This is a genomic window from Paenibacillus sp. AN1007, from assembly GCF_040702995.1.
GTDB lineage: Bacteria > Bacillota > Bacilli > Paenibacillales > Paenibacillaceae > Paenibacillus.
On record NZ_CP159992.1, the window covers coordinates 1,041,409 to 1,066,429 of the forward strand.

The window sequence follows — 25,021 nt, forward strand, 5'->3', positions numbered from 1 at the left end:
AGAATAGATCAGGAAAGGACGGCCTCAGGGTCCGTTCTTTCCTTTTTTTAATGCGGTGAAAAATGTGAAAATTATGAGACAACGTTGACAAAAAAGAATTCCATAGGTGATAATGATAATTGTTATCATATAAATACATACAGACAGAGGAGACAAGAAAGATGAAAAAAGGGTTACATGCACTACTAGTCATGATGGCATTTGTTTTGGTGCTGGCAGGATGCGGTAAGAACGCTGCAGCTCCAGAACCAAGTAAAGATACAGTTTCGGGCGGTGCTCCTGCTGAAGAGTCTGCTGGCCCGGTTACCGTGCAGCATAAACGTGGGGAACTGAAACTGGACAAGCCTGCTAAACGTGTTGTCACACTGGAATGGACGTACACAGAGGATGTTGTTGCTTTAGGAGTTCAGCCTGTAGGGAACGCAGACAATGCCAACTATAAAGTGTATGTAACGAATGAAGCGGCTCTGGATGATAGCGTTACAGATATCGGAACACGCAGTGAGCCGAATATGGAGGCAATTGCAGCACTTAAGCCGGATCTGATCATTGCTAACGCAGACAACAATTCAAACGTGTATGAACAATTGAAAGCTATTGCTCCAACACTGGAGTTTGATCCATACGAAGGCGACGGTTACAACTATGAGAAGATGACGACCATTTTTAATACCATTGCAACCGCTCTGGGTAAAGAAGATAAGGCCAAAGAAGTGTTGAACAATCTGGATCAGCATTATGCCGAAGCAAAAGAAAAGCTGGCTGCGAGCCGGAAAAGATAACTTCCATTTTGCACTGACACAGGCCTTCACTTATCAAAATGCAGCTTCCCTGCGTATGTTCACCGACAATTCGGTCGTGGTGGGCACCTTGAACAAGATTGGCATGGTGAATGATTGGCAGCCGGACAAACTTGAAAACTATGGTTTCACCACAGTGGGTATCGAAGCATTATCCAAAGTGCAGGACAGTAATTTTATCTATATTACGCAGCCAGATGATGACGTATTTGGCACAGCGATGAAAAATAACTCGGTATGGAACGGTCTGAACTTTGTGAAAGAAAAGCGCACATACCAACTGGGCAGTACAACGTGGACATTTGGCGGACCGATTTCTTCCAAGGTGCTGGTTGACGGTGTGGTCGAGGAGATTACCAAATGAGTTCGATTCAACGAACAAAGCCAGCTGTGAACTGGCGCATGATAAGCATTTATGGGGGCGGTCTAACCGCCCTTATCGTGCTTTTTTTTGTAAGCTTGTGTTATGGCGAGGCCGCTATTTCTTTGCATGACGTTTGGAGTGCACTTACAAACAGACAAGATACACTTGAACACAACATGGTATGGGATTTGCGTATGCCGCGTACCGTTATCGGCATCCTTGCGGGGGGTGCACTGGCTGCTGCCGGTGCGCTGCTGCAGACTATTACACGCAACCCGCTTGCAGCCTCGGATACACTCGGGATTAATGCGGGGGCGTATTTTATCGTAGTGCTGGGTGCGATTCTTTTTCCGGGGGTACTCAGCAAGTCACCGTTTCTTTTTGCCGCCATGGGCGGTTTGCTTGCTGCGTTCGCGGCTTATTTTATGGGTGGCGGGCGTACATCAACTCCGGTCCGGCTGGCGTTATCCGGTATGATTGTGTCCATGGTGCTTGGTTCATTTACGAGCGCCCTTCATATTTTCTTCTCCATGGAAACGCAGGGGTTATTTCTGTGGGGTTCAGGAACACTCGTCCAGAATGACTGGACAGGTGTGAGCTATGCTTGGCCTTGGGTTGCGGGAGTAACGCTGCTGGCTCTGATTTTGTCCAAACAGTGGGATATGCTGGAACTGGACGAATCCACCGCTTCCTCCCTGGGCCAGAGAGTCGGACTTGCCCGAACAGCTGGACTAATTATTGCCGTTATTTTGGCTGCGGTTATCGTTAGTGTTATTGGACCTATCGGCTTTGTGGGTCTGGTTGCGCCACATCTGGTTCGCCTGAGCGGTGTTCGTTCCAGTCGTCTCTTGATTCCGGGTGTATTCGTGTGGGGGGCAGCGCTGCTGGTGGGCGCGGATGTGCTTGCCAAAATGATCCACAACTCCAGCATGGAACTGCCTACAGGTGCTGTAATGGCGATTATTGGTGCACCTTGGCTGATCTGGCTGGTGCTTACCCGGATGAAAACCGGGAATGGCGCCGGGATGACGTCATCGATGAGTACAGGTGGACGTGTTCGTCGTTTTGCTTTTATGCCCGTCGCCATATTATTCTCAGCAATAACGCTAATATTGGTGCTGCTTAGTACAATGTTCGGTGGAATGCGTATTCCTCTGGCCGATCTGCTGCCAAGTTTGTTTCAGTCAGATGGGTTGTTTTCCGGATTAATTCAGCTTCGTATCCCGCGTACCTTGGTGGCTGCAGGAGCAGGGGCCGCTCTCGCCATCAGCGGGGTACTGATCCAGATGGCAGTGCGGAATCCACTGGCGGATGCCTCAATCGTAGGCGTTTCTTCTGGAGCAGGACTTGGTGCCATGATGGTGTTCATTTTATGGCCTGGACTCCCCATGTATATCCTGCCTATCGCTGCCATTGCAGGTGCGGCTGCGGCTGCCGCCGTTGTATTCTCGCTTTCCTGGAAAAAAGGCCTAAATCCATCAGCCGTTGTACTGCTTGGTATTGCGATGTCGGCCATTGCCGGAGCAGGCATTCAAATTCTGATCGTACGCGGAGCCGTGTACGGCAGCAGCGGTTATATCTGGCTGACGGGCAGCACATATGCTCGGACATGGGATCAAGTCAAAGTGATTGGCCTCTTCCTGCTCATTCTGGTTCCAGTGGCCTGGTGGCTTGCTCGCAGGTTTGAACTGCTCGTATTTGATGACAACAGCGCTTCAGGGCTTGGCATGAATGTACGCCGCACTCGTCTGCTGGCGATGACAGTAGGAGTGCTGCTTGCGGCTGGAGCCGTAGCCGTTGTAGGAACTGTCGGATTTATTGGTCTGATTGCTCCGCATATGGTCCGTTTGCTGACGGGACATAAACTGAGACAGTCGATGTTTCTGTCCGCATTGGCAGGAGCAGTCATGCTCGTGCTCGCTGATACGATTGGCAGAACCGTGATGGCTCCGACGGAGATTCCATCCGGTATTCTGATTGCGATCATTGGTACACCGTATTTCCTATACTTGATGTACCGTTCAAACTGGCGCAAAGCAGTGAAATGAAAATGAAAGTACAAAAGCACCAAACCCCGACGCATAGGGTTTGGTGCTTTTTATTTTGTCACAGCTGCTGCTCAACCGCAGATTGTTTGTCAGATTGTTTTGCAGGTGTGAGTATGCCGCTGGCTTCTACATATTGAAGGGCTTGGCGCAGCTGCTCCAGGTCCTGTACCAGAGCAAGTCTCACATAGCCTTCACCTGAAGGTCCAAAAGCGCTGCCTGGTGTGACAATGACACCCGTTCTGGTAACGAGATCGGCAGCAAACTGTTCGGATGTGTCGTAATGTGCGGGAATCCGTGTCCAGATGAACATCGTGGCTTCGGGTTTACTGATGTGCCAGCCCAGTTTGGCGAAGCCCTCACATAACATATCCCGCCGTTCTTCATAGATTGCCCTTACCCGCCCCACATCGCTTTGATCACCCGTAATCGCGGCAATGGCTGCCTGTTGAATCGGGATAAACATGCCGTAATCCATGTTGGATTTCAGCTTTTTCAGCATAGAGACCACCTCCCGGTTCCCCACACAAAAACCGATTCGTGCTCCAGCCAGTCCGTACGTTTTGGATAGAGAGTTGAATTCGATCCCCACATCGATTGCACCGGGATAGGCCAGGAAACTGCCGCATGTTTTATGATCAAAGACAAGCTCGCTATATGCGTTATCATGCAGCACGATAATATCGTATTTGTTGGCAAAAGCGATCAGTTCTTCGTAAAATGAGTCCGGAGCCATCGCTGTTGTCGGATTGTTCGGATACGATACAAGCATGAATTTGGCTCGTTCTGCCACAGATTCCGGGATGTCACACAGCTGAATAACATAGTTGTGTTCCTCTTTTTGCGGCATGTAATACAGCTCTGCTCCGGCCAGAAGCGGCCCATCAGCAAATACTGGATAACAGGGATCGGGGACCAGAACGAGATCACCTTCATCGACAATCGAGAGGGAGATATGCGCAAGTCCTTCCTGCGATCCGAGCAAAGAGCAGATTTCTGTTTTGGGGTCCAACTCTACTTGGTACCGCTGTCTGTACCAGTCACCTGCTGCCTGCAGCAGTTCGCTCTGATCGTTCACAGCATAGATGTAATTGGCTGGATCAGCAGAGGCTTCACAGAGTACCTTCATAATATGCGGAGCCGGCGGAATGTTTGGTGTCCCGACGCTTAGGTCGATAACGGGCTGCCCACTCTCCAGACGGCGGCGCTTGATCTCCAGAAGCTTGGTGAAGATACCTTCACTAAAGTGATCCATTCGTTTTGCAAATTTCATGATATGTCCATCAGCCTCCAATGCTCTTCGTACGCCTATAATTCAATAATAAATGGATAGCGAACAAAAGAGAAGAGCAGGGGAGGGCGCAGCTTACTCCACCTTGAAGTGACCCAGTTCTTCCTGCAGCTTGGCAGACAGCTGATTCAACTGATTCGATAGATCGGCCACCTGCTGAATACTTTCCAGTTGTTCCTGCGTACTCGCGCTGACTTCTTCCGTTGATGCAGAGTTCTCCTCCGTCGTCGAGGAGATCACTTCCAGTGCCTGGAATATTTCATCTTTGTGTTGATGTACGGCTGCAGTGCCGTTTGTAATCTGCAGCATGCGAAGCTGCAGCTCTTTCAAATCCTGGTTGATGCTGTAGAATACCTGTTTGGTACTGTCTACTGCCCTCGTGTTCTCTTCGGCAATCTTCATACCACGCATAGTGTGTTCTACGGATAATGATGTTTTCTCTTCAATGACATTGACCTTTTTATTGATTTCTTCTGTAGCCAGGGCGGTCTGCTCAGCCAGCTTGCGAACTTCTTCTGCAACGACGGCAAATCCTCTGCCATGTTCCCCGGCACGAGCAGCCTCGATGGAAGCATTAAGTGCGAGCAGATTCGTTTGGGAGGCAATTTGTTTCACCGTGTCCACAAAACTGGATATTTCATTCCGGCTCTGATCAATCTCTTGAATTATAGAAGACACAGCTTGAGTAGAAGTGTGGTTCTCCTCGGACCATTTCGACAATTGCTCGACTACAGTCAGTCCTTGGCTGCTTTGATCCGCAGAGATCTGTACCATAGCACCCATCTCCTGTGCATCTGCAGCCATTTCATCCACTTGACTGGATAACGAGCCTGTTTTGCGCAAAATATTTTCCGTTTCAATGGACTGATAATTGGTTGCATTCGCGATCTCATTGATCGCTGTCGATGTATCATTCATAGTCACAGCGGTTCTTGAAGAGATGGACTGCAGATCATGGGAGGATTGATTCAGCACTTGAGCCGAATTTCCTACGATTTGCATCATGCTTTGGATCTTCTGCACCATCGAATTCAGACCCGCGGCAATCTGTCCGATCTCATTATTCGATTGGATATCCAGTTTAACGGTCAAGTCACCCTGCTCAATCTGTTTAATTTTACGCAGCAGCTGCGGTATGGTGCGCAGCAGGCGGCGAAGGGTAACGTAACAGATCACGACAAGCAGCAGGGCAGCAGCCGTGAATCCGCCAAGTGTATACCACGTGAACGTACTGAGTTCTGCCAGCACTTCTTTCTCCGAAATCGTCAGACCTACGGACCAGCCAGTGTCCTTGCTGGTTGCATACCCGATGTATCGGCGTTCCCCATTATCATTTATCAGCTGTATACCAGATTCACCGGCCGTCATTTTTTTGCCGACTTCGCCCATGTCTCCGGTACTGTTCAGAATATTTTCCTTCAGCACTTTACGCTCGTCCGGATGGTACAGAATTTCCCCGCTCTTGGATAGCAAAATGGAATACCCTGTGTTTCCCAGAGAATAACTTTTCATAATATTCGGAATATCTTCAAAGGCAATGTCCGCTGCGGCAAAGCCAATCATGTTATCGTTCTCGTCTTTGATCGGATAAAAAATACCCATGAGCACTTGGCCTGCAGCAATATCGATGTACGGATCAGAATAGTAAAGTCCATCGCCATCCTTCAGGGCTTGGTAATATGGACGTGCCTGGATATCAAAATCCGGGGCAGACACGACGCCGTCATTTTGCATCCAGAAGCCTTTGCCCTCCAGGCCAGCGATCCAAGCATCGTGGAACGAAGGCTCTTCCTTCACAATAGCAGCAAGGGTATCCCTTGTTTCAATCGCATAAGCAGAAGTGGCTGCTTCTGCCGCGGATTTCGTTGTTTCTATGTACTGCCTGAACAATTTGTTCGTGGACATTTGTTTGACCAATGCGCCTTTTTCTTTGAACAGTGCGTCAAACTCACTGACAATGGCTTGTGTTTTGGTCTGCAGCATGGACTCTTGTTGTTTAACCAAAATATTTCTTGTACTTGTGAACATAAACGTTCCTAACACGGCGAACACGACAACAATGATGGCGAGCAGTACAATGGACAAGGTGTTGGCCATACTGGATGTCCGTGTCCCTGTGTTCCCCCGCTTTTTGAATGTATTTAGCATGTTCCATCTCCCCAGATGATTGATAAGAAGTTCTCAACTTCTGAGTTATATGTCGGCATACAATATAGATTTATGTATATTTTTGTCGAATGAAAAAAAATTAATTTAAATGTCAGACTTCATACTTCAGGCGGATAGTTCCTTCAAGACGAGTTGTTTATAATGGAATGATATGGAATTCTATGGACTTGATCTGAACCAAACAGGATAGGGGGAATGGAAAATGACTGCGTTTTGGCATGCTTCTATACAGGGAATGCCTTGGAATGAGGAAAAAATGCATCAGGCGGTCCAGCATCTGCGCCGCAGGGCAGTGGTGCATTTTCGCGTTGGTGTGGATACTTATGAGGATTTGTCCAAACTGGATGCAGACGTTTTCTCGGTCAGGCCGGATCTGATTCTCCACATATCCAACGCGGATCCGAAATCGAAGCTTCCCTCCAGTTTTCTCGGGCGTTTAGCACAGTTAAAACATGTGTCTGCCTTACAGCTGGATTGTTCGCAGGTGCAGGATTTGACGATTCTGGGTGCGATGGAGCAGCTGCTCTTTCTAAGGTTAAATTCACCCGCGAGAGCAGCCGACTTGAGTTTCATCAAACACTATCAGCAGTTAACGTATCTTGAACTGCATGGCAAATTTAAAAGCATGAACTCGGCAGCACAATGCCAGCATCTGGAGACCATCATCCTGAACTGTCCGGTGGATGGTCTTGACGTATTATCAGAACTGCCGAGGCTCCAGTATCTGTCTCTGGATCATTGTGAGTTAGAGAGTGAGCTGGATGTACTGACACAGTCGACAATTCGTATGTTAAAACTCAGCTCGGTACGGAAACTGATGAGTATCAAAGGACTGGAGCAGATGCACCGACTTGAATTTCTGCATCTTTCCTTGTCCAAGCTGGAACAATGTTGTGATTTTTCGCAAATGCCCCGGCTCAGGCAGCTTGAACTGGTTTACATGAAATCTCTTCAAAATACCGATGATTTATGGACGGCCAGCTCACTGGAAGTTCTGGAACTGAAAGAGATCAACACGGCTCTTAAAGCAGCGTCCTTCGCCCGGTTGGCAGAACTTGAGCAGCTGCGTCAGGTGGATTTTCGTTTTATTGATTTTAATAAAGGACGCATTCATGCAATGCGTGAACAACTCAGCCAGCAAGGGAAGGAACACATCATATACGAGCATATTCCTGAACAAAAACGAGTGCAGTCCATGGAGATCGAGCATATATCCCAATACTTAATGTAACAGACGCTTATCAAACGAGACAGCATACGTCCCATTGAGGAGACGAGTACTGCAGCATAGACGAGGTCAACTGAAAATGATCCGATTGAATTCGTGTTAAGCAGATGTGTGATCCTTTTCCTACGTATTAAGGTCCGTAAGCGCAGGTACATTAATTTCTTTGACACAGGCTGCTGTGGACAAGCTGACGACGCACCGGACGATGGATACCATATCCTGAAGCGGAATGCGTGTTCCTTCATACTCCGACAATGCACGTTCCATTCCATCTTCGTACGGAATTTCTCCTGCCAGTTCTCCCGGGTTGATGCAGGTTACTGCAATGCGATCCTGCCGGGTGTGCTCTCTTAAAGCTTCTGTAATTCCACGTATCGCAAACTTGGAGGCGACAAAAGAAACTTGGGTGCTGCCCGCATTGCTTAACCCGGCTGTAGAGCCGATGAGAATGATCTTTCCTGCTGCTGACTTACGAAGCTGAGGCAGTAAAGCCTGAATACATACAATGGTTGAAGTCACGTTCACATGGATCAGCTGTTGAATATCCGATGGCTCATCCTGATCAAAGGTGTAGTGATCTTCAAAGCCTTCTTTTTCCCAGATTCCAACGTTATAAATAAGTACATCCAGCGTTTCGCTGCGCAGCTGCTCCGCAATCTGTCTGGAAGCCTGGAGTTCCGAGAGATCCGCCTGAATCCAGACTCGCTGTACACCATCCTCCAGTTTCAAGCTCCCCGGCTTGCTGCGCGATACAACCCAGACCTTATCTCCTGCCTGCGGCACACCTCGGACAAAGGCATCGCCCAATCCTTTGCTGGCACCGAATACAATATAATTCGTCATTTGTAAAAAAACCTCCTTAACGACATGGACCAGATGAATTTAAACATCTTCTAAAACTTCACTCATGAAGTCATAGAAACAATCCAATCAACGTCTTTATTAATTAGAATAAGTATATTTTACTATAAAGGCCGGATATGGAATGTGAAGGTTGAATGAGGGAAGCTTCATTCATCGGATATCGTTGTTCATAAAGAAGAGCGATGTGCAGCCTGTAATGTTTAATCGTGATTTTGGTCTGAGTCTGATAATAAAACAACCTCTTCCCCGCGCTGCTGCCTAAGCGTAATATTATCTCTTCCCCAAGCACACATCACATCCACAATCGTATTCGCTGTGACGCCATATTCGGTAAGGCTGTACTCCACTTTAGGAGGCATTTGCTGATAAATATGTCTTCTGACAAGGCCGTCGCGTTCCAATTCGCGCAATTGCTGAATCAGTACTTTTTGTGAAATGCCGGGTATGCCGCGCTCCAATTCTCCTGTTCTTTTGACACCCGACATTAATAAACAGATGATGATCGCTTTCCACTTGCCGCCAATGATTTCGAGTGCAGCTTCAATGCCCAAACGATACTGCTTCATATATATCACCTCGTTTTATATTTACGTGTTCACAGCGATAACTATTTATTTTCTCATAACCGTAAAGCAGAAGTCCATACACACCTTGAGGTAAGCATCTTACTTCATTGTGTGTATTTTCTTTTGGTCTGACGTGGCGGATAATGATCCATATTCATATTCAAGAAAAGAAATCAGCATGTGATGAGAAAGGAATGTATGAGATGAAAACACTGGTTATTCTGGCGCATCCCGATATAACAAATTCAAGAGTGAATCGTCGCTGGAAAGAGGAGCTGCATCGGCATGCAGAGGATGTACACATTCACGAATTATATGAGGCCTATCCTGACTGGAATATTGATGTGGTTCGTGAGCAGAAGCTGCTGGAGGCCTATGATCATATTATTTTACAGTTTCCGCTGTATTGGTACAGTTATCCGCCGCTGCTCAAAAAGTGGCTGGACGATGTGTTCACGCATGGTTGGGCTTATGGTTCAAAGGGCAAGCGATTGCATGGTAAGCGGATGGGGCTGGCGATAACGATCGGGGATAAGCAGGAGAATTATGCGAAGGGAGCACCCATCGGGTACAGTGTTGAGGAGCTGATGGCACCATTCAAGGCGAGCATGAATCATGTCGGCGTTACTGCACTGCCGCACTATGCTGTCTATGGTGCCTCATTTCAGGCAAGTGATCAAGAGATTGATCAAAGTTCTATGAATTATATCCAATACATCCAAACGTCTAAATCAGATCTTATCCGCAAAATGGAATGAAAAGGGCCTGGCTCCGACAAAGCGGAGTTCCAGGCCAGAGTATGACTTACGATTGCGGCACTGCTGCAAAAGATCACCAGCACCCTAATCCATGTTACTCAACACGGAAAAAGTCAAAATCAGCATATCCTCCCGCAGATTTGGTCGCATAATTGAACAGTGCAAAACGATAGCCCATAAAGTGCGGCAGGGTATACGACATCTGCAGTGTGCTGCCAATTGTTGTCCAATTGGTTCCATTCAGACTATAGGCGAAGTAAGCTTTATCCGTCTGATTGGTGAAATCACAGATCACTCGCAAATAGATTCTGTTCTGATTCAAGGGCACACTGGCGACTTCAGTCATCGTTCCTGAACTGGCATGGGTCATTACGATAGACTTCGTACTGCCCGTCACCTTGACGCCAACAAAGCCGTATTTCGCCTGAAAAGCAGCCAGACCCGAATAATCGCCATCCTTCATCCCTGCCGTTTCCAAGGCAGTCATGCCTGTACTTTTTGGCCCAAACGTACGCTGTGTCAAAGTATTGCGTGCTTCCAGTATGTTTTTGCTGAGCTTGCCTGTGGTCAACCGCATGAAACCGGGACGCTGGCTCAAGGACCATTTTGAAGGATCAGGATTATGATTCCACTGCCAAAATTTAGAGAGAGCTGCTGAGCCTGATGCTGCATTAAACTCATCAGAACCGAAAATTTTGGCGGGTGCCTGTCCTTCAACCGGCATGTTCATCGTCAATGGAACTTTGCCGTTGACCCCGAATACGGGCCAGTTATCCGACCAGGTTACGGGTACAAGATAGGGGATGCGTCCAACGGCACCTCGATCACGGAACAGCATACCGTACCATGAGCCTGAGGCGGTATCCACAATCCCGCCCTGTGCGATGCCCGAATCTCTTAACACGACTTTACCGGTATAGGGCCCGGTTAACGTATTCGCACGATAGGCTAGCTGGATGCGTCCATCCCCGGAAGGCCAGGCGATCAGGAAGATGTAATACAGGCCATTGATCTTCTGAATGTGCGCACCTTCCGCCTTTACAATCATGTTAGAGCCGGCAATACTGCTCGCATTATGAATTAATACCTGGTTCAAACCGCCGGATTTCACGGCTTTGGCATCAGGTGTCAGCTCCACAATGCTGATGTTATCACTGCCATGTACAAGAAATGTACGGTTCCCGTCGAAGAGAAGGGAAGGGTCATGATAATAGCTGTTCAAAGTGTATGGCGTCCACGGTCCGTTCTCGATATTGCTGGTCTGATAAATGTACGTCTTTCCGGTGGATAACGAACCGAAAGCGACATAATAGATACCGTTATTGTAGCGAAGACTGCTGGCCCAAGAGCCGCGTCCATATTCATTCTGGCCGTTGTTTAAATTCTGTACATCACTGTTACCAAGTGTGTCATACACATAGTTTACAATGCTCCAGTTCACCAGATCGGTTGACTTCATGACAGGCACGCCCGGGTTCATATGCATGGTGGTACTGGTCATATAAAAGGCATTGCCTACACGAATGACGTCACTGTCCGGTACGTCTGCATAAAGCACCGGATTGTTAAAAGTCGCCGCAGAGACGGGCTGATGAGTTAGAGGCAATGTTGTCAGCAGCAAGGGAATGGTGAGCAGAAGCGCTCCGATTTTTTTCCACATAACGATGCCTCCCTGAATGTCATGATCTCAAATTATAGAGAGTATTCCAGATAATCAATGTAAGCATCCCAGGTTCCGTTATCTGTGGTTACAACGAGCTTTACTTCCTGATTCCCCGTAGCATGTGTGATGTTTGAGAGCGTCTGCACCGTTGGTTGTGTTCCGGTAAAATAAAATGAACCTGCCGTTACACCGCCGATCACCAGATCGACACGGGCTGTACTGTTATTGTTGGAAGCGCCTCTTAGAGAGAACTGATGGGTTGGGAAAGCAAAGTATTGATTGTAAGACGCAGAATCATTGTTCGCATAGAGCGCCACGCCGTTAAAAGGAGAACTAATCAGCCCGGCATATTGACCGGCAAGGGTCATGCTCTCTGCTTCAACCCGAGTAACATCGGGATTGGGGTTCGGATTTGGATTGGGGTTACCTCCAGAACCGGAGGTGAACTGCCAGTAATCCAGATTGAACAGGTTTCCGTTACCTGAACCTGTAAACACCAAATACAGATGATGCCGTCCTGTCGTATTGGTAATATTGGTTTCGAGTTCACGCCAGTTCTGTACGCCACCCGTTGAAGTGACGTTAAGCGTGCCGATCAGTGTGCCTGTCGGGCTGCCAAGCCGGAGTTCAATGTTACCATTTCCGGTAGAGGCCACGTTTGCTTTGAATTTGGATGCACCTGTTGAACCAAAATCCACATTACTTACAGCGATCCAGTCCCCATTATTGATATTCGTCACATTTTGGTTGGCTGTTGGTCCACCGCTTGCTTGAGTCGGTTGTGTATTGATGCCAGCCTGCCAAGCAATCGTCTCGGCTTCCACTCTGTTATACGGATTTAGGTTAGCTGTTTGAGGCACACCGGTCATGTTACCCTGTACTTCCTGAATCGATCCGTCCGCGTTGTGCGTCAGCCTGTTGATATGGGTAGAACGGTATCCTTTGCCATCACCGAGGAAAGCTTTACTCACCGTCTGCGCATGATACGCGACATACCATTGGTTATTGAACTGGAACACGGCATGGTGGTTGTTGCCACCTACACCGAAGAATGTACCCGGATTTTTGAGGAAATGTCCTTTGTATGTGAAAGGTCCCATCGGGCTGTCACTTACCATATATCCGATTTCACCCTTTGGGTAAGCTGCCGGATGGTTGCCGGCAAAGTTGATGCAGTACGAATAATAATACTTGCCGTTGTACTTATGAATGCCTGAATCTTCAAACATATACGGTGCATCAATCGTTGTGGCGCTGCCAACCACACTGGTCATATCGGCACCGAGACGAATAACACGTGCTGTTCTTGGATTCGCAATGGATGCTGCATTGTTCTCGTTCGGAATACCGCCGCCTGCATACAGATAAGCAGAGCCATCGTCATCGACAAGTACAGCTGGATCAAAAAGCCAGGTTACTCCTGACATGCCAGGTGTTCCGTGAGTGACAAGCGCACGTCCGATTGGATCAGACCAAGGGCCGATCGGGGAATCTGCTGTCAGAACACCGATTCCTGCACCTGAGTTGGCGAAATACAGGAAAAATTTATCTTTGCCTGCGATCGTTTTCTTCGCCATGGCTGGCGCCCAGGATTGGCTTGCCCATCTGGCAATGCCTTGTCCGTTGTTGGCATTATTCGCACCGGCTACCGGAATGTAGCCATGGTCAGTCCAGTTCACCATGTCAGCTGAGGAGATCACACTGATTCTCCCGATGGTGCCGTAGTTATTTTCCCGGACAGAGCCGTCGTTGTTGTAGAGGAATGTATCTCCTGTCATATAGACATAGACACGATTGTTGTGGACGAGCACATAAGGGTCTGCTCCCAATTTATGATCGACAAGTGGGTTGGCATTCACAGGCGTTTTGGCAACAGCATTATTAGCTGCATGGCTCGACTCTGCGGGCAGCATGGCAAAAACAAGGATTAACGACATCAGCAGTGCTAGTGGTTTACGAATCATACGTTCGCCTCCATTGGATTAATGTGTAATCGTCATCTTAAATGCGCACAATGAACTCTAGAACAGGGGGGATGAGAGTCTGACGAGTTGGATAAGGAGAAGAAAGTTCTTCATTACACCTCCTTTCTGATGAGCAGCTGAGAATGTTATCCAAGCATATTTTTATATGGCTCAAGCCAGACGACATGCACACCGTGTGTCGGACCACTGAGGCAGACTGCTGGCTATAACCCGGAACAAGGGGAAGCGATGTGAAGAGAGGGCACAGGATGCGTAATTAGGGCGAATGAGAAAATAGTACTGTAATATGTCCGGTTGTTTTGTGTAATCGCTTACAATAAACTGGGTTTGAAGATTCAGAGAGGAAAGATAGAAAGAGATTTAATGTAATTATTTTTCATATTTTCTTTTAAATGTTTATTTATTTGACGATATCATACCACAACTGGATAAGAATACAATCATTTTTTATCAAAATTTGTAAGGGAATCTTTCTGTAATCCAATGTCTGTCGTACCCTTTTTATGTGATATGCTTATACAGATCCAATTTTTCAATAAAGCTGGCAGTTTAGAATACATACAAGCAGGTGAGATGAATGAATACATATGTGGTAATTTACGATGGGTATGTAAGTTTTGAGGTTATGCTGGCCATGTACCTCATGAAAACGAAAGGAGAGATCATCACGCTTGGCATGACATCTGATGCGGTGAAGTCTTATGAGGGTTTGATCGTCACCCCCCATCAGTCCATAGATGAAATAGATCACCGGGACATTGAAGTGATGATCATACCAGGAGGGGATATCAGCGAACTGCAGCATAATACACAGCTGATTACACTGCTGCAGAAGCTGGAAGCGGATCGCAAATATGTCGGCGCGATATGTTCCGGAGTAGACCTGCTGCATGAGGCAGGAATTTTGGAAGGAAAACAATACACAAGTAATGATGCAAGCCGGTCCGAAACGTATAAAGTACATGACAACATCATTACAGCGAAAGCGAACGGATACGTCGATTTTGCCATAGCGCTGGGACAGATGACAGGCATTTATGCTGATGCAGCAGATTATGAAGAGACCGTCCGGTTTTTTAAATACTTTGAGAATGCTTAAAAGGAATAGAAAGATAATAACGAGCGATCCAGCTCAATTTACGTGAGAAAGCCCGGCGATTTAAGCCGGGCTTTCTGATTGTTTATTTTTATGCCATCCAGTTACAGAATCTTATCTTAAAGCATCTCTACTGCATGTTTGGCATGATAGGCAGCGAGGTTTCTGGCGAACTGCTGATCTGGAAATTGACGATGGAGCAGCTTTAAACCTCCGGCCATCAAGGATAGATGATGACAAAATCGATAAAATGACAATCGGGCGGGATCAAGCTCCTTTTGCTCAAAATAACGATAATATTCGCCGAAGCGCAGCGCGAGAAAGCTGTGTTCGTGTTCAAGGTCGAAGAATCCTGCACCTTCTATATCAATAAGACACGGCTGCAGTTGATGATCTACTAAAATATGATTGGGTCCAAGCTCATCATGAATGAAATGATAACGGCTTCGGGGTTGAATTTGTGCCTCCAATTCGTATAATTTCTCCAATAGCTGATTGTAATTTTCTTTTACATGCTGTAGGTGCCTGGAGGCATACAAAAGGGATTTTACAGCATCGTTCTGTTTCAATCTGGAGCACGCAGTTTCCTTCACATCGATATTGTCGACTTTTCCGTAAACGTTTCGTTCCATGCTGTGCATGACAGATATCATCTCTCCGATCCGTTGAAATAACCGATCCTTGGATATCGAATCTGTATGTTGAAAGTAGTCTTCAGCTGTCTGCCCGTCAATGTATTCAACCAGGGCAAAGTCGAAATGATGCTGTTTCCCTTCATTGTTGAGATCATATAAGGCAGGTGTACGAATTCCATGTGCTTGAAGGTAATTCGTATTCATAGAGAAAAGTGAACTTCCGTATGAGGACCGAAAGGTGGGCCCGTGCAGCAGTTCCTCTTGAAAATAGTTGGAAGAAATATCCCAAACGTACAGCATACAAGCAAAACCGTTTGTGCATCTAACTTTGTAGATGGCTTTTTGCGCACCGCCTTGCGATTTTGTTTGTTCGGTCAGATGATAACTGCTGCCAAAAACATGCTGTACATATTCCTGTAATTCGATATTCGTAAGATGACGATTCACTTTCATTGCTTGACGCTCCCTTTTTCCATTGGATTCGCCGGCCAGCATCATAAATATAGAGGAATCCCGCCTAAAAATATAGACTGTTTCTTTGCTTTCTGCTATAGTGTTGCTTAAGGTCTGTACATTTTATAGTAACAATAACAAATATACATAGGCAGGGGCTGGAAACTCACCATAGAGTGAGTTCCCAGCCTCTTATTTTTTATTAAAGTGATGTCTTAATCCTGAAGGATATATAGTTGAAACGTATTTGTACATGCTGGAGTCCGTACTAACGGGCTTTTTTTGTTGTTTTTTGTATATGTAATTTTTTTTGGGGTCTTATATAACCTTTTGCTGCACTTGTCCATCTAATGTTATAGAGGGCCCTCAGAAGGAGATGAAATTCGTGCATCAAACTATGGAACAAGAAGTCAAGCGAGCACAGCAGGGGGATCGTGAAGCATTCATTCAGCTGTTCCGGAAGCTGGAGCCCGAGCTGTATCGTTTGGCCAAGTCCATTGTGGGACGGGATGAGGATTGCGCGGATGCTCTTCAGGAAACGACGCTGAAAGCATACAAAGGCATAGTCGGCTTAAGAAAGACAGCTTATTTCAAAACGTGGCTTATCCGTATACTGATCAATGAATGTAATCAGGTGCTGCGTATGCGTAAACGAACCATCGTCATGGCGGAACTTCCCGAGCAGATGAGGACGGGCAGCAAGGAAGAGGATGTTGTGAACAGCCGGCAGCTTGATTTAAGGGAAGCTGTGGAGAATCTGGACGAATCGTTACGTTTGGTTGTTCATCTGTTCTATTATCAGGATTTATCGATCAAACATATTGCAAGTGTCCTTGATCTGTCAGAAGGAGCTGTTAGAGCCCGGTTACACAGAGCTCGAGGAGTGCTGGCAAAGCAAATCAGCGAAATTGGAAAGGGGAGAGTGGCGTATGAATAACCGAGATCTTGAACAGCAGCTGCGGGAGTTGGGAAGTAAGGATGCAGGCAAGGTCCCCGATATTATTCGTTGCCGTCAAGAAGAGGTGTATGCCGCTCTGGAAACTTTTCCGATGCAGGAACGCAATCACCGTAAAAAGGCTGATCGTGTTGTGTCCCGGGTTCGCCGTATCCTTTTGACCGCTGCAGCGGTATTGATTGTTACGATAGGTGGCCTGCTGGGCGGTGCTGCTGTATCACCGACCATCGCAGCATCACTGCAAAGTGTTCCACTCATCGGCAGTCTGTTTAAGCTGGCCGCCGACGACTTAGGCCTGCAAACCTTGGAGGAGCGCGGTCTTGTAGATGCCGTGGAAGCCAGCGCCACCCATGATGGAATCACTCTCCGTATTCCAGAGCTTGTCTACGATGGCACAAGGCTATCGATGGTAGTTACTCGTGATGGAGAAAAGCGAGGTGGCGGTATTCTTGACCAAATTTCTACGGGCAACGGAACAAAGCCCAAATACCCTAAAGGAGCCATTCATTCCTTTGAGGCGCAGATCGATGGACGTCCCATCGATCGGCAGGATAATGGATGGAACATGGGTCTTGCAGCAAAACCCACATCCGATCCAAATACAGCTATTTACGAACTTACGACACGCTCCGTAACAAAGCAGTTTACATCAGAACTTCCGGATGCGTTCACGCTGACAATTCAGGTCGGTCTGGAGGGTGTGGAAGAACAATTTAAGTTGGAACTTCCTGTACGCAAACAGCAGGCCAAAGTGATATCCACCATTCAGAAGTCAAGAGAATGGAAAGGCCACAAGCTGATTTTAAGCGAAATCCAGTTCACACCGATTACAACCCAAGTGCTTCTAAGTGTTGTTTCGGATGATCAGAAATGGCAGCGTCGGCTGTGGTTTGAACTGTGGGATGACAGGGACAATGTGCTGGGTCTCATTGGCGGATATGGGGCGTATGAAACTGACCGCGCAGGAGAGCTTCGTCATAATGTGCTGTTTGAACGTTTGGCCAAGGCTCCTTCGTCAATTAAACTGAAATCTTTTATACCTGAAATGGAGGATTCTTCTTCCTCTTCAGGCAGCTTTAAGCTAAACGAGCGCGGGGAAGTCATTAAAAATTATATCAACGAGTTGGAGATCACCGTTCCGGTTGATCAAGCAGAAATACAGAAACTATACGAGATTTCATTCGAAACAAGAGGAGACGATAAATCATGAAAAACACATCTAAAATTATGGCGGTAACAGCTTTGACAGCAGGATTGTTAGTTGGAGGGGGGGCTTGGGGATATCAAGCAGCAACGGTCGATGCTGCGGCATCTCAAACTGCTGGAGAAAAAGGAAAGACCGCGACGGCGAGTAAAGCGAAAAGCATTCGAGTAACTCAGAGCGGCATTACCCTTGAGGTGGCAAAAGCACAATTTGATGGAAACTTCATTGATATTTCACTCAACCGAAGCGGCAAGGAACTAAAGAGCAGCTTTGTGCACAGGGGCACAAAAGATGAAGGAAGTGCTCAAATTGAACATGGAAGTATCGAGTCCATCGATGGGTTTATTAATGGAAAATCTATTTTAGAGCTTGGCGGAGGAGGGTTGGGTCAAAGACCGGGTCTGAAGTGGGGACCTGGAGCGGCGCCGGAAAGTGCTCGTATTCTTCTTACGGATGCTTCCTGGTTAGGTGGCAAAGGCTACACTTTTCCAGGGAAGTTTCAGCTTAAACTAAAGGTGAAGCTTACAGGGGTGGATAAACCTTACATTGTAGAACTTCCGATGCAAAGGACAGCAGACAAACCAGTGTTGCTAACAGACAGCTTGACCAAACAGGCTGGGAACCTGACTCTTGAGCTTGGTAAAATAAGTCTTACATCAACTTCAACTCGTATTCAACTGATTGGGAAGGGAGGTACAACAGAGGAGCTTTTTGGTATGATGTATGAGGTTGTGGATGACAGCGGCCGTCAGCTGGATTGGCTAACAGCGTTTGGTACGGATGTAAACAATAAAGAAAAAGCACTATATCAGGACATCGTGTTACCTCCGATTCATGGTGATGCTAAATCGATAACAATCAAACCGTTCTATCCCGAGATGGAAGTACCTGGTGAAGCAAGTGGCGCGTATAAGCTGGATGCCGATGGGGAGATCGTAAAAAATTACATTGAAGAGCTGGAAATGAAGGTTCCGCTAAAATAAAAGTTAACGATGTGATAATGATAATGCGACTCTGATCAGCGGTAACTTGAAAGCCTCCTCAACGGAGGCTTTTTTGTTTTGGCGGCTTATTCCGGCAGTGATTCCTTGCTCTCTTCAACCTCATTTTTTTACATTATCTTTACAAAAACTCTTGCTTTCGCATTTTTTTTATTTTATGATTACTGAAAAATAAATCTAAAATTTTACATGTGTGGAATGTTATGTTTCAATCTGAGTGACATGGAGGTAAGCACATGGAGGAAATGGCTTGGTTGAAAAGAATCATGAGGTCAGTCGTACACAAGGAAACCATGGCACCTGACAGTAATGAACACTTCAAAGCCATGTTAAGCACAATAAGCAGACATAAGCTTGAACCCTATGTAAAAGAAGTACAGTGTAACGATATACCAGAAATTGAACATCGTCTAACAAGGGTTAAAGAACAATATCAGCATCATATTACGTTTCTTAAGAAGCTGAGAAATTCGCTGGACAAGCCTATTGTTGTTGTAAAGGGATTCAGTAATTACCATGCTGCTGAGGGACGGGTGCTTCTAAGAGAAACTTCCGATTTAGACATTTTAACATATGACCCTGTGAAGTTGAGAGACGATCTATTAACCGCAGGGTTTGTCGAAAAAAAAACAGAGACGGATCATGAGCTCTCCGAGCTTGAAAAGGATGGGATTTTAGTTGATATCCATAAATTTGTACCTGTTGCGAGCTATCCGGCAGGCATAGAGGAGATATCTGTAGACAACCATTGGACGACAGCCGAAGGAATGTTTTTCTCAGGAGAAATTATCTACAGTGATATCGCATCGCACTCTATTGAGATCATGGATAAAGTACTCGTTCCCAATGTCAATATGTCTCTCCTTATTTCATGTGCTTCGATGTTTAGAGATTATATTACGTCTCTTGAGGATGTGCCTCATTTCAAATTGATTAATCTGTTGGAAATATATCTCCTGATGCAGGAACCGACGTTTGATAGAGCAGCGTTTATGCAGTTGGTTCGTAAGTATCAGGCAGAGCAAAGTATCGAATTCACTAACAAGCTTTTGCTGGAGGTTTATGACGAACAGCTTGTTCACTTGGAAGAAAATTTAAAGCGCTTTCCACAAATTCTTTTTTGGAGTGAAAAGTGGATTGTTCCTCAACATCTTTTACAATCTGTTTGTAATACCTATTTCGAAAACGTTCTCGAAATGCTGGGAGCAGAACAGAAACAGCTCGATGAGCTTCATCCACTAAAGATCACAGCCGCATCTCGGAACCCCAAATACCCTACGTTTAATGATGACTTTGATAAACAAATCACGGTGGAAGTCGAATGGACAGACTGCCTTCATATTTCCCTGGAAATGACACCTTTCGATCAGCTGCATGATCATGATATTTTTCGGTTCAACTTCGGCAGTTCGCGAAATAAAATCTTTCTTTTTGGCTCGGAGGAAAGAGGAGCCCGTTTGTTTGGAGAGACATTCAACGATTATGCCAAATTTGTCTCTGTTGAAGAAAAGCTAAAGATAGATATTTTAATACCTTCTGAAGATATGGATACGTATCTGCTGGATCAGCATAGGGTTGGAGTAAATATCTATGTGGAAAAGCATGAACATAATAAGCAGTTCAGCATGTATATCCCTTTGCTGCTGTCTAAAATATCAGCTGAGCTAAAATCCAACATTTAATAGAAAGGAAGAGTGAATTGAACTCGACTACAGTAAGCACAGCTGCTGAGAAGATATTATCTATCCTGCAGGCGAATGGATACAATCATTTTACGGGTGTTCCGTGTTCTCTTTTGAAAGGCATTTTCGCTTTATTAGAGCAAAGCGATACTGCTGCCGTGCGTTATATACCTGCAGTTCGAGAGGACGCGGCAATCGGAGTCGCTTCAGGGTTTGCTATTGCTGGACACAAGAGTGTTGTTTTAATGCAAAATTCGGGACTTGGTTACTGTTTAAACGTACTTACGTCCTTCAATATGATTTATGAGCTGCCGATCTTGCTTGTAATCAGCTGGAGAGGGGCATACGGCGATGATGCAGTCGAGCATGACATCATTGGGGACAGATTAACTCATCTTTTAGAGGCAGTCGAAATTCCATATGTAGAACTTGGAAAGCAGGATATGGAACAAACGATTGCCAAAGCGATTGAACAGCTTGAGCTTACCCAAAAGCCAGCAGCGATCCTCATTAAAGATGAAGTGTAAGGAGGGAAATGATGAGAAAAGATGAGGCAATCCAGCTGATGCTGGACCAATTTCCGGATGCATATATAGTCAGCACCTGCGGACACATCACTAGAGACTTATACAATCTATGTGATCGAAAAGAACATTTTTATATGGTGGGCTCCATGGGAATGGCTGCTCCTGTGGCGCTTGGGCTTGCACTTGCGAATGAGCAGCGGCAGATCCTTATTTTGGACGGTGATGGCTCATTTTTAATGAATCTAGGCGCTGCTGCAATGATTGGAGAACAACAACCTCATAATCTGGTACACGCAGTATTGGATAATGGAATGCACGAAAGTACTGGTGGACAGCGCACCGTCGGTATGGAACACATGACCACCGCAGTACTCTCAATGGGCTATAGAGCAGGCTTGAAAATGCAGCATCATGAAGATTGGCAGCAGGTGCAGAACGTTGAAGGCCCGATTTTAATTCATATTAAGGTTGATCCTCGAACAGAAAAGATTGGAAAGCGGGTAGAATGGACACCTCAACAGATTCTCTCTCGTTTTTCGGAAGCGATAAGGGGTGAAGCGAGTGAGTATTCAACTTATTGATTGTACGCTGCGTGACGGAGGCAATTTGAATCAATGGCAGTTCAGTGATATGTCCATTCGGCAAATCATAGAGGGTCTTGATCGGGCAAGAACAGATTATATTGAATTGGGATATTTAGGGGGTTCCGGGAGCAACCCCTCCAAACAGGCCGGTAAAACGTTTGACTGTACTCCTGAGTTTCTGGATGAACTGCCTCAGACTTCTCATGCTAAAAAAGCAATCATGGTTGTCCCTTCGGTGTGCAGTCTGGAACAGCTTCTGAAGCTTAATCCGAATACAGTTTCGTTGGTTCGTGTTGCTTCCTATCCCCAAGACATAGCATACGCGATGCCCTATATAGAAGCATTGAAAAAACGAGGGTTTCAAGCTGCCATGAATCTAATGGCTGCAAGTTATACGGAGCCGGTTCAAGCTGCGCAGATTGCAGTGGAAGCAGCACGGCACGGTGCAGATGTGTTCTATATTGCGGATTCATTTGGCAGCATGACACCTGGAAGTGTACGTGAATATATTTCGGTTTTGAAGCAATCTACGGATTGTGACGTTGGATTTCACGGGCATAACAATCTCGGTCTTGCTTTCGCCAATGCTTTAGAGGCTGTACGAGCAGGTGCGGTTTTTGTTGATACCTCTCTTTGTGGAATGGCGAGAGGTGCCGGGAATCTGCCGACGGAACAATGGATAAGTGCTATGACTCATTGGGGGGGATTTTCCACAGATTTTGATGTGCTGTCGATCATTGAAACGGCCGAGTATGTACTTCATAACGTACTGGAAAAACCGATGAGAATTGCAGCCCCCGAAATGATTTGCGGACTCCATAATATTCACTATTACTACTACGATAAAATAATGGATTCTCGTTCAGAAATGCAGCTGAAGTCAGCATGGAAAATCGCACAATCCCTTGGAAAGATGCGTCCACCCAAAGTAGATGCTGCCTATTTAAATAAAGCCATGGAGCTGACAGGAGGAATGAATAATGAAAGCTAAAGAACTGAGAGAGCTTCTGAATTCCAAAAAATTAATACGTGTTATGGGTGCACATAACGGGCTCAGCGCAAAACTTGCTGAACAGGCCGGCTTTGATGCGATCTGGGCAAGTGGTCTTGAAATCTCGGCTGCTCACTCTGTTCCGGATGCAAATATTTTGACCATGACGGAGAACCTGCAGGCAGCCATTTCAATGAACGAGGCGACTTCCATTCCTATTATATGTGATTGTGATTCAGGCTACGGAAACGTTAATAACGTCATTCGAATGGTGAGGGAGTATGAAAGAAACGGCATGGCCGGCATATGCATTGAAGATAAACAGTTTCCGAAACTGAACAGCTTTATTGATGGGCCTCAAAAGTTGACACCGATCGATGAGTTTGCGGGAAAAATACGCGCAGCAAAAGATACACAATCCGATCCTGATTTTGTAGTTATTGCTAGAGTTGAAGCTTTAATTGCAGGACAAGGTCTGCAGGAAGCGTTGAATCGAGCTTACGCCTACGAAGAGGCAGGCGCTGATGCGATTCTGATTCATTCCAAACAAAAGCAGCCGCATGAAATTGTCTCGTTTGTGGAGTTGTATAAAGGTACTGCTCCGATCGTCATTGTTCCAACGACTTATCCGACACTGGATGTTGAGCAAATTCGGGATTTCGGAATTCAGATGGTAATCTATGCAAACCATGGTTTGCGCAGTTCGATTAAAGCGATGAAAGAAACGTTTGATCGCATTCTCAGGGAAGGCAATACGGCTGGTGTTGAACTTGATATTTCGACCATGCAGGAGGTTTTCGAACTTCAAGGTATGTTTGAGATGCGACAGCGGGAAGACAGATACAGCAGTACAGGCTCTGTAATTCTTAATAACTAGCTGTAGGGAGAGATATGAATGAAGCTTCATTGTAATGATTGTGATCAGAGATATGCACTAAGCGAGTTCAGGTATGCGTGCAGTTGTGGTGGACTTTTAGAAATCGAGCAGGATTTCAGCCATATCGATTCAGATGAATTGAAGCGAAATTTTCAGCATCGTTTATCTGAAAGAATAAGTCCTTATGCAAGTGGGGTATGGCGCTATAAAGAACTGATTTTTCCTGAGCTGGAAGAGAGGCATATGGTCACAAAATATGAGGGGAATACCGGTCTTTATCAAGCAGAAAAGGTGAGCCAATACACAGGTCTGCGGCAAATCTGGTTAAAATGCCAGAGCGAAAACCCGAGCGGTTCATTTAAGGATAATGGGATGGTTGCTGCCGTCTCTCATGGCAGTTCACTCGGACTTGATAAATTTACATGTACATCTACAGGTAATACCTCTTCCTCCCTGGCGATGTACAGCTCACTCATAGATCGGCAGGCTTATGTTTTTGTGCCGGATCAGAACATTTCGCTTAACAAGGTATTACAAACCGTTTCGTACGGGGCTAAAGTGATCGCTTTTGACGGGACCTACGATCAAGGGATTGAGTTTTTGGAGAAGTACCATCAGGAACTGGGCATGTATATTTGCAATTCCATTAATCCATTTCGCATAGAAGGGCAAAAGAGCATTATTTATGAGATTGCCCAGTACCTTCAGTGGGAATTGCCGGATTGGGTTGTTGTCCCCGGGGGCGCACTAAGCAATGTCTCGGCACTCGGAAAAGGGCTGGCTGATCTGTATGCACTGGGATTCATTCGTAAGCTGCCCCGTGTAGCACTTGTTCAAGCTGAAGGAGCAAGTCCTTTTCACCGGATGATAAGCAGCAAAGAGGATACACTCCAGCCGGAACCTCATCCAAGCACAATTGCTTCTGCACTTAACATTGGCCATCCTCCAAGTTGGAAAAAGGCAAGGCGTACACTGCAAATGACCAATGGATTGACTGTGTCCGTAACAGATGAGGAGATTCTTAATGCTAAAGCCATGATCGATCAAAGCGGGATCGGATGTGAACCTGCATCTGCGTCTACCATCGCTGGTCTTAAAAAGCTGCATGCTTCCGGTGAAATTCATGCTGATGAGACAGCAGTATGTATTCTCACTGGAAATCTCTTGAAAGATACCGAAGTGTTGAAGAAATATCACCTGGAGGACGACGCAGGTGCTTTGTTTGCGAATCCTATACGTCAATCCGCACTGGATATAGATCGGATTATGACTATATAAAAGGG

Annotated in this window: 20 protein-coding genes and 1 pseudogene; 14 read left to right on the plus strand and 7 right to left on the minus strand. The window is 46.1% G+C overall.

Features of this window, described 5'->3' with window-relative positions; genetic code table 11:
* Positions 1 to 161 precede the first annotated feature (161 nt).
* Together ABXS70_RS04685 and ABXS70_RS04690 are read left to right on the plus strand one after the other, a co-directional pair.
* Positions 162 to 1,164, plus strand: a pseudogene (locus ABXS70_RS04685) (iron-siderophore ABC transporter substrate-binding protein).
* Positions 1,161 to 3,212, plus strand: a complete 2,052-nt coding sequence (locus ABXS70_RS04690) for an iron ABC transporter permease (RefSeq protein WP_342552241.1) — start codon at positions 1,161 to 1,163, stop codon at positions 3,210 to 3,212. The pseudogene ABXS70_RS04685 and the gene ABXS70_RS04690 overlap by 4 nt, the downstream one beginning before the upstream one ends.
* A 58-nt stretch (positions 3,213 to 3,270) precedes the next feature.
* On the opposite strand, the gene ABXS70_RS04695 is transcribed toward ABXS70_RS04690, so the two are convergent.
* A complete protein-coding gene (locus tag ABXS70_RS04695; protein ID WP_342552240.1) occupies positions 3,271 to 4,482 on the minus strand; it encodes an aminotransferase class I/II-fold pyridoxal phosphate-dependent enzyme in 1,212 nt (403 codons plus the stop codon).
* Positions 4,483 to 4,575: 93 nt separating this feature from the next.
* Positions 4,576 to 6,648: a methyl-accepting chemotaxis protein gene (locus ABXS70_RS04700; RefSeq protein ID WP_366294214.1), complete on the minus strand. Its 2,073-nt coding sequence runs from the start codon at positions 6,646 to 6,648 to the stop codon at positions 4,576 to 4,578.
* Between the two features lie 223 nt (positions 6,649 to 6,871).
* Between ABXS70_RS04700 and ABXS70_RS04705 the strand changes: the two genes are divergently transcribed.
* On the plus strand, positions 6,872 to 7,900 hold the full coding sequence (locus ABXS70_RS04705) for a hypothetical protein (RefSeq protein WP_342552238.1): 1,029 nt from the start codon (positions 6,872 to 6,874) through the stop codon (positions 7,898 to 7,900).
* A 120-nt stretch (positions 7,901 to 8,020) separates the two neighbouring features.
* Here ABXS70_RS04705 and ABXS70_RS04710 read toward each other — a convergent pair whose 3' ends face one another.
* Together ABXS70_RS04710 and ABXS70_RS04715 are read right to left on the minus strand one after the other, a co-directional pair.
* The gene (locus ABXS70_RS04710) at positions 8,021 to 8,740 is read right to left on the minus strand and encodes an SDR family oxidoreductase (protein ID WP_366294217.1); all 720 of its coding nucleotides are present in this window, start codon (positions 8,738 to 8,740) and stop codon (positions 8,021 to 8,023) included.
* Between the two features lie 221 nt (positions 8,741 to 8,961).
* Positions 8,962 to 9,327, minus strand: a complete 366-nt coding sequence (locus ABXS70_RS04715) for a helix-turn-helix domain-containing protein (RefSeq protein ID WP_342552236.1) — start codon at positions 9,325 to 9,327, stop codon at positions 8,962 to 8,964.
* Positions 9,328 to 9,530: 203 nt separating this feature from the next.
* Here ABXS70_RS04715 and ABXS70_RS04720 point away from each other — a divergent pair, with 203 nt between their 5' ends.
* Positions 9,531 to 10,085 (plus strand): NAD(P)H-dependent oxidoreductase, encoded by a 555-nt coding sequence (locus ABXS70_RS04720; protein WP_342552235.1) that lies wholly within the window; start codon positions 9,531 to 9,533, stop codon positions 10,083 to 10,085.
* Between the two features lie 94 nt (positions 10,086 to 10,179).
* On the opposite strand, the gene ABXS70_RS04725 is transcribed toward ABXS70_RS04720, so the two are convergent.
* Together ABXS70_RS04725 and ABXS70_RS04730 are read right to left on the minus strand one after the other, a co-directional pair.
* Positions 10,180 to 11,745: a glycoside hydrolase 43 family protein gene (locus ABXS70_RS04725; RefSeq protein ID WP_342552234.1), complete on the minus strand. Its 1,566-nt coding sequence runs from the start codon at positions 11,743 to 11,745 to the stop codon at positions 10,180 to 10,182.
* Positions 11,746 to 11,777: 32 nt separating this feature from the next.
* Positions 11,778 to 13,712: a carbohydrate-binding protein gene (locus ABXS70_RS04730; RefSeq protein WP_342552233.1), complete on the minus strand. Its 1,935-nt coding sequence runs from the start codon at positions 13,710 to 13,712 to the stop codon at positions 11,778 to 11,780.
* Positions 13,713 to 14,310: 598 nt separating this feature from the next.
* On the opposite strand from ABXS70_RS04730, the gene ABXS70_RS04735 reads away from it, so the two are divergent.
* Positions 14,311 to 14,832, plus strand: coding sequence for a DJ-1/PfpI family protein (locus tag ABXS70_RS04735; RefSeq protein ID WP_366294222.1), 522 nt, complete (start codon positions 14,311 to 14,313; stop codon positions 14,830 to 14,832).
* A gap of 116 nt (positions 14,833 to 14,948) precedes the next feature.
* Here ABXS70_RS04735 and ABXS70_RS04740 read toward each other — a convergent pair whose 3' ends face one another.
* Positions 14,949 to 15,917 carry a phosphotransferase gene (locus ABXS70_RS04740; RefSeq protein ID WP_366294225.1) on the minus strand — a complete coding sequence of 323 codons (969 nt, stop codon included), beginning with the start codon at positions 15,915 to 15,917 and terminating at the stop codon, positions 14,949 to 14,951.
* A gap of 385 nt (positions 15,918 to 16,302) precedes the next feature.
* Between ABXS70_RS04740 and ABXS70_RS04745 the strand changes: the two genes are divergently transcribed.
* The 9 genes from ABXS70_RS04745 (at position 16,303) to thrC (ending at position 25,016) form a co-directional block, all read left to right on the plus strand.
* Positions 16,303 to 16,854 (plus strand): sigma-70 family RNA polymerase sigma factor, encoded by a 552-nt coding sequence (locus ABXS70_RS04745; protein ID WP_366294228.1) that lies wholly within the window; start codon positions 16,303 to 16,305, stop codon positions 16,852 to 16,854.
* A complete protein-coding gene (locus tag ABXS70_RS04750) occupies positions 16,847 to 18,082 on the plus strand; it encodes a DUF4179 domain-containing protein (protein ID WP_366294231.1) in 1,236 nt (411 codons plus the stop codon). Before ABXS70_RS04745 ends, ABXS70_RS04750 begins: the two co-directional genes overlap by 8 nt.
* Before the next feature lie 32 nt (positions 18,083 to 18,114).
* Positions 18,115 to 19,059 (plus strand): DUF5643 domain-containing protein, encoded by a 945-nt coding sequence (locus tag ABXS70_RS04755; RefSeq protein WP_366294234.1) that lies wholly within the window; start codon positions 18,115 to 18,117, stop codon positions 19,057 to 19,059.
* Between the two features lie 254 nt (positions 19,060 to 19,313).
* Positions 19,314 to 20,759 carry a nucleotidyltransferase family protein gene (locus tag ABXS70_RS04760; protein ID WP_366294237.1) on the plus strand — a complete coding sequence of 482 codons (1,446 nt, stop codon included), beginning with the start codon at positions 19,314 to 19,316 and terminating at the stop codon, positions 20,757 to 20,759.
* A gap of 17 nt (positions 20,760 to 20,776) precedes the next feature.
* Positions 20,777 to 21,286 (plus strand): thiamine pyrophosphate-binding protein, encoded by a 510-nt coding sequence (locus ABXS70_RS04765; RefSeq protein ID WP_342552226.1) that lies wholly within the window; start codon positions 20,777 to 20,779, stop codon positions 21,284 to 21,286.
* 8 nt (positions 21,287 to 21,294) lie between these two features.
* Positions 21,295 to 21,867 (plus strand): thiamine pyrophosphate-dependent enzyme, encoded by a 573-nt coding sequence (locus tag ABXS70_RS04770; RefSeq protein WP_342552225.1) that lies wholly within the window; start codon positions 21,295 to 21,297, stop codon positions 21,865 to 21,867.
* A complete protein-coding gene (locus ABXS70_RS04775) occupies positions 21,848 to 22,861 on the plus strand; it encodes an aldolase (RefSeq protein WP_366294241.1) in 1,014 nt (337 codons plus the stop codon). The genes ABXS70_RS04770 and ABXS70_RS04775 overlap by 20 nt, the downstream gene beginning before the upstream one ends.
* Positions 22,851 to 23,738 carry a phosphoenolpyruvate mutase gene (aepX, locus tag ABXS70_RS04780; RefSeq protein ID WP_342552223.1) on the plus strand — a complete coding sequence of 296 codons (888 nt, stop codon included), beginning with the start codon at positions 22,851 to 22,853 and terminating at the stop codon, positions 23,736 to 23,738. Before ABXS70_RS04775 ends, aepX begins: the two co-directional genes overlap by 11 nt.
* A gap of 18 nt (positions 23,739 to 23,756) precedes the next feature.
* Positions 23,757 to 25,016: a threonine synthase gene (gene thrC, locus ABXS70_RS04785; RefSeq protein WP_366294244.1), complete on the plus strand. Its 1,260-nt coding sequence runs from the start codon at positions 23,757 to 23,759 to the stop codon at positions 25,014 to 25,016.
* Positions 25,017 to 25,021 lie beyond the last annotated feature (5 nt).

Coding starts and splice junctions, on each gene's coding strand:
- ABXS70_RS04690 (WP_342552241.1), top strand. CDS start 1,161: ATGAGTTCGATTCAACGAACAAAGCCAGCTGTGAACTGGCGCATGATA.
- ABXS70_RS04695 (WP_342552240.1), bottom strand. CDS start 4,482: ATGAAATTTGCAAAACGAATGGATCACTTTAGTGAAGGTATCTTCACC.
- ABXS70_RS04700 (WP_366294214.1), bottom strand. CDS start 6,648: ATGCTAAATACATTCAAAAAGCGGGGGAACACAGGGACACGGACATCC.
- ABXS70_RS04705 (WP_342552238.1), top strand. CDS start 6,872: ATGACTGCGTTTTGGCATGCTTCTATACAGGGAATGCCTTGGAATGAG.
- ABXS70_RS04710 (WP_366294217.1), bottom strand. CDS start 8,740: ATGACGAATTATATTGTATTCGGTGCCAGCAAAGGATTGGGCGATGCC.
- ABXS70_RS04715 (WP_342552236.1), bottom strand. CDS start 9,327: ATGAAGCAGTATCGTTTGGGCATTGAAGCTGCACTCGAAATCATTGGC.
- ABXS70_RS04720 (WP_342552235.1), top strand. CDS start 9,531: ATGAAAACACTGGTTATTCTGGCGCATCCCGATATAACAAATTCAAGA.
- ABXS70_RS04725 (WP_342552234.1), bottom strand. CDS start 11,745: ATGTGGAAAAAAATCGGAGCGCTTCTGCTCACCATTCCCTTGCTGCTG.
- ABXS70_RS04730 (WP_342552233.1), bottom strand. CDS start 13,712: ATGATTCGTAAACCACTAGCACTGCTGATGTCGTTAATCCTTGTTTTT.
- ABXS70_RS04735 (WP_366294222.1), top strand. CDS start 14,311: ATGAATACATATGTGGTAATTTACGATGGGTATGTAAGTTTTGAGGTT.
- ABXS70_RS04740 (WP_366294225.1), bottom strand. CDS start 15,917: ATGAAAGTGAATCGTCATCTTACGAATATCGAATTACAGGAATATGTA.
- ABXS70_RS04750 (WP_366294231.1), top strand. CDS start 16,847: ATGAATAACCGAGATCTTGAACAGCAGCTGCGGGAGTTGGGAAGTAAG.
- ABXS70_RS04760 (WP_366294237.1), top strand. CDS start 19,314: ATGGAGGAAATGGCTTGGTTGAAAAGAATCATGAGGTCAGTCGTACAC.
- ABXS70_RS04770 (WP_342552225.1), top strand. CDS start 21,295: ATGATGAGAAAAGATGAGGCAATCCAGCTGATGCTGGACCAATTTCCG.
- aepX (WP_342552223.1), top strand. CDS start 22,851: ATGAAAGCTAAAGAACTGAGAGAGCTTCTGAATTCCAAAAAATTAATA.
- thrC (WP_366294244.1), top strand. CDS start 23,757: ATGAAGCTTCATTGTAATGATTGTGATCAGAGATATGCACTAAGCGAG.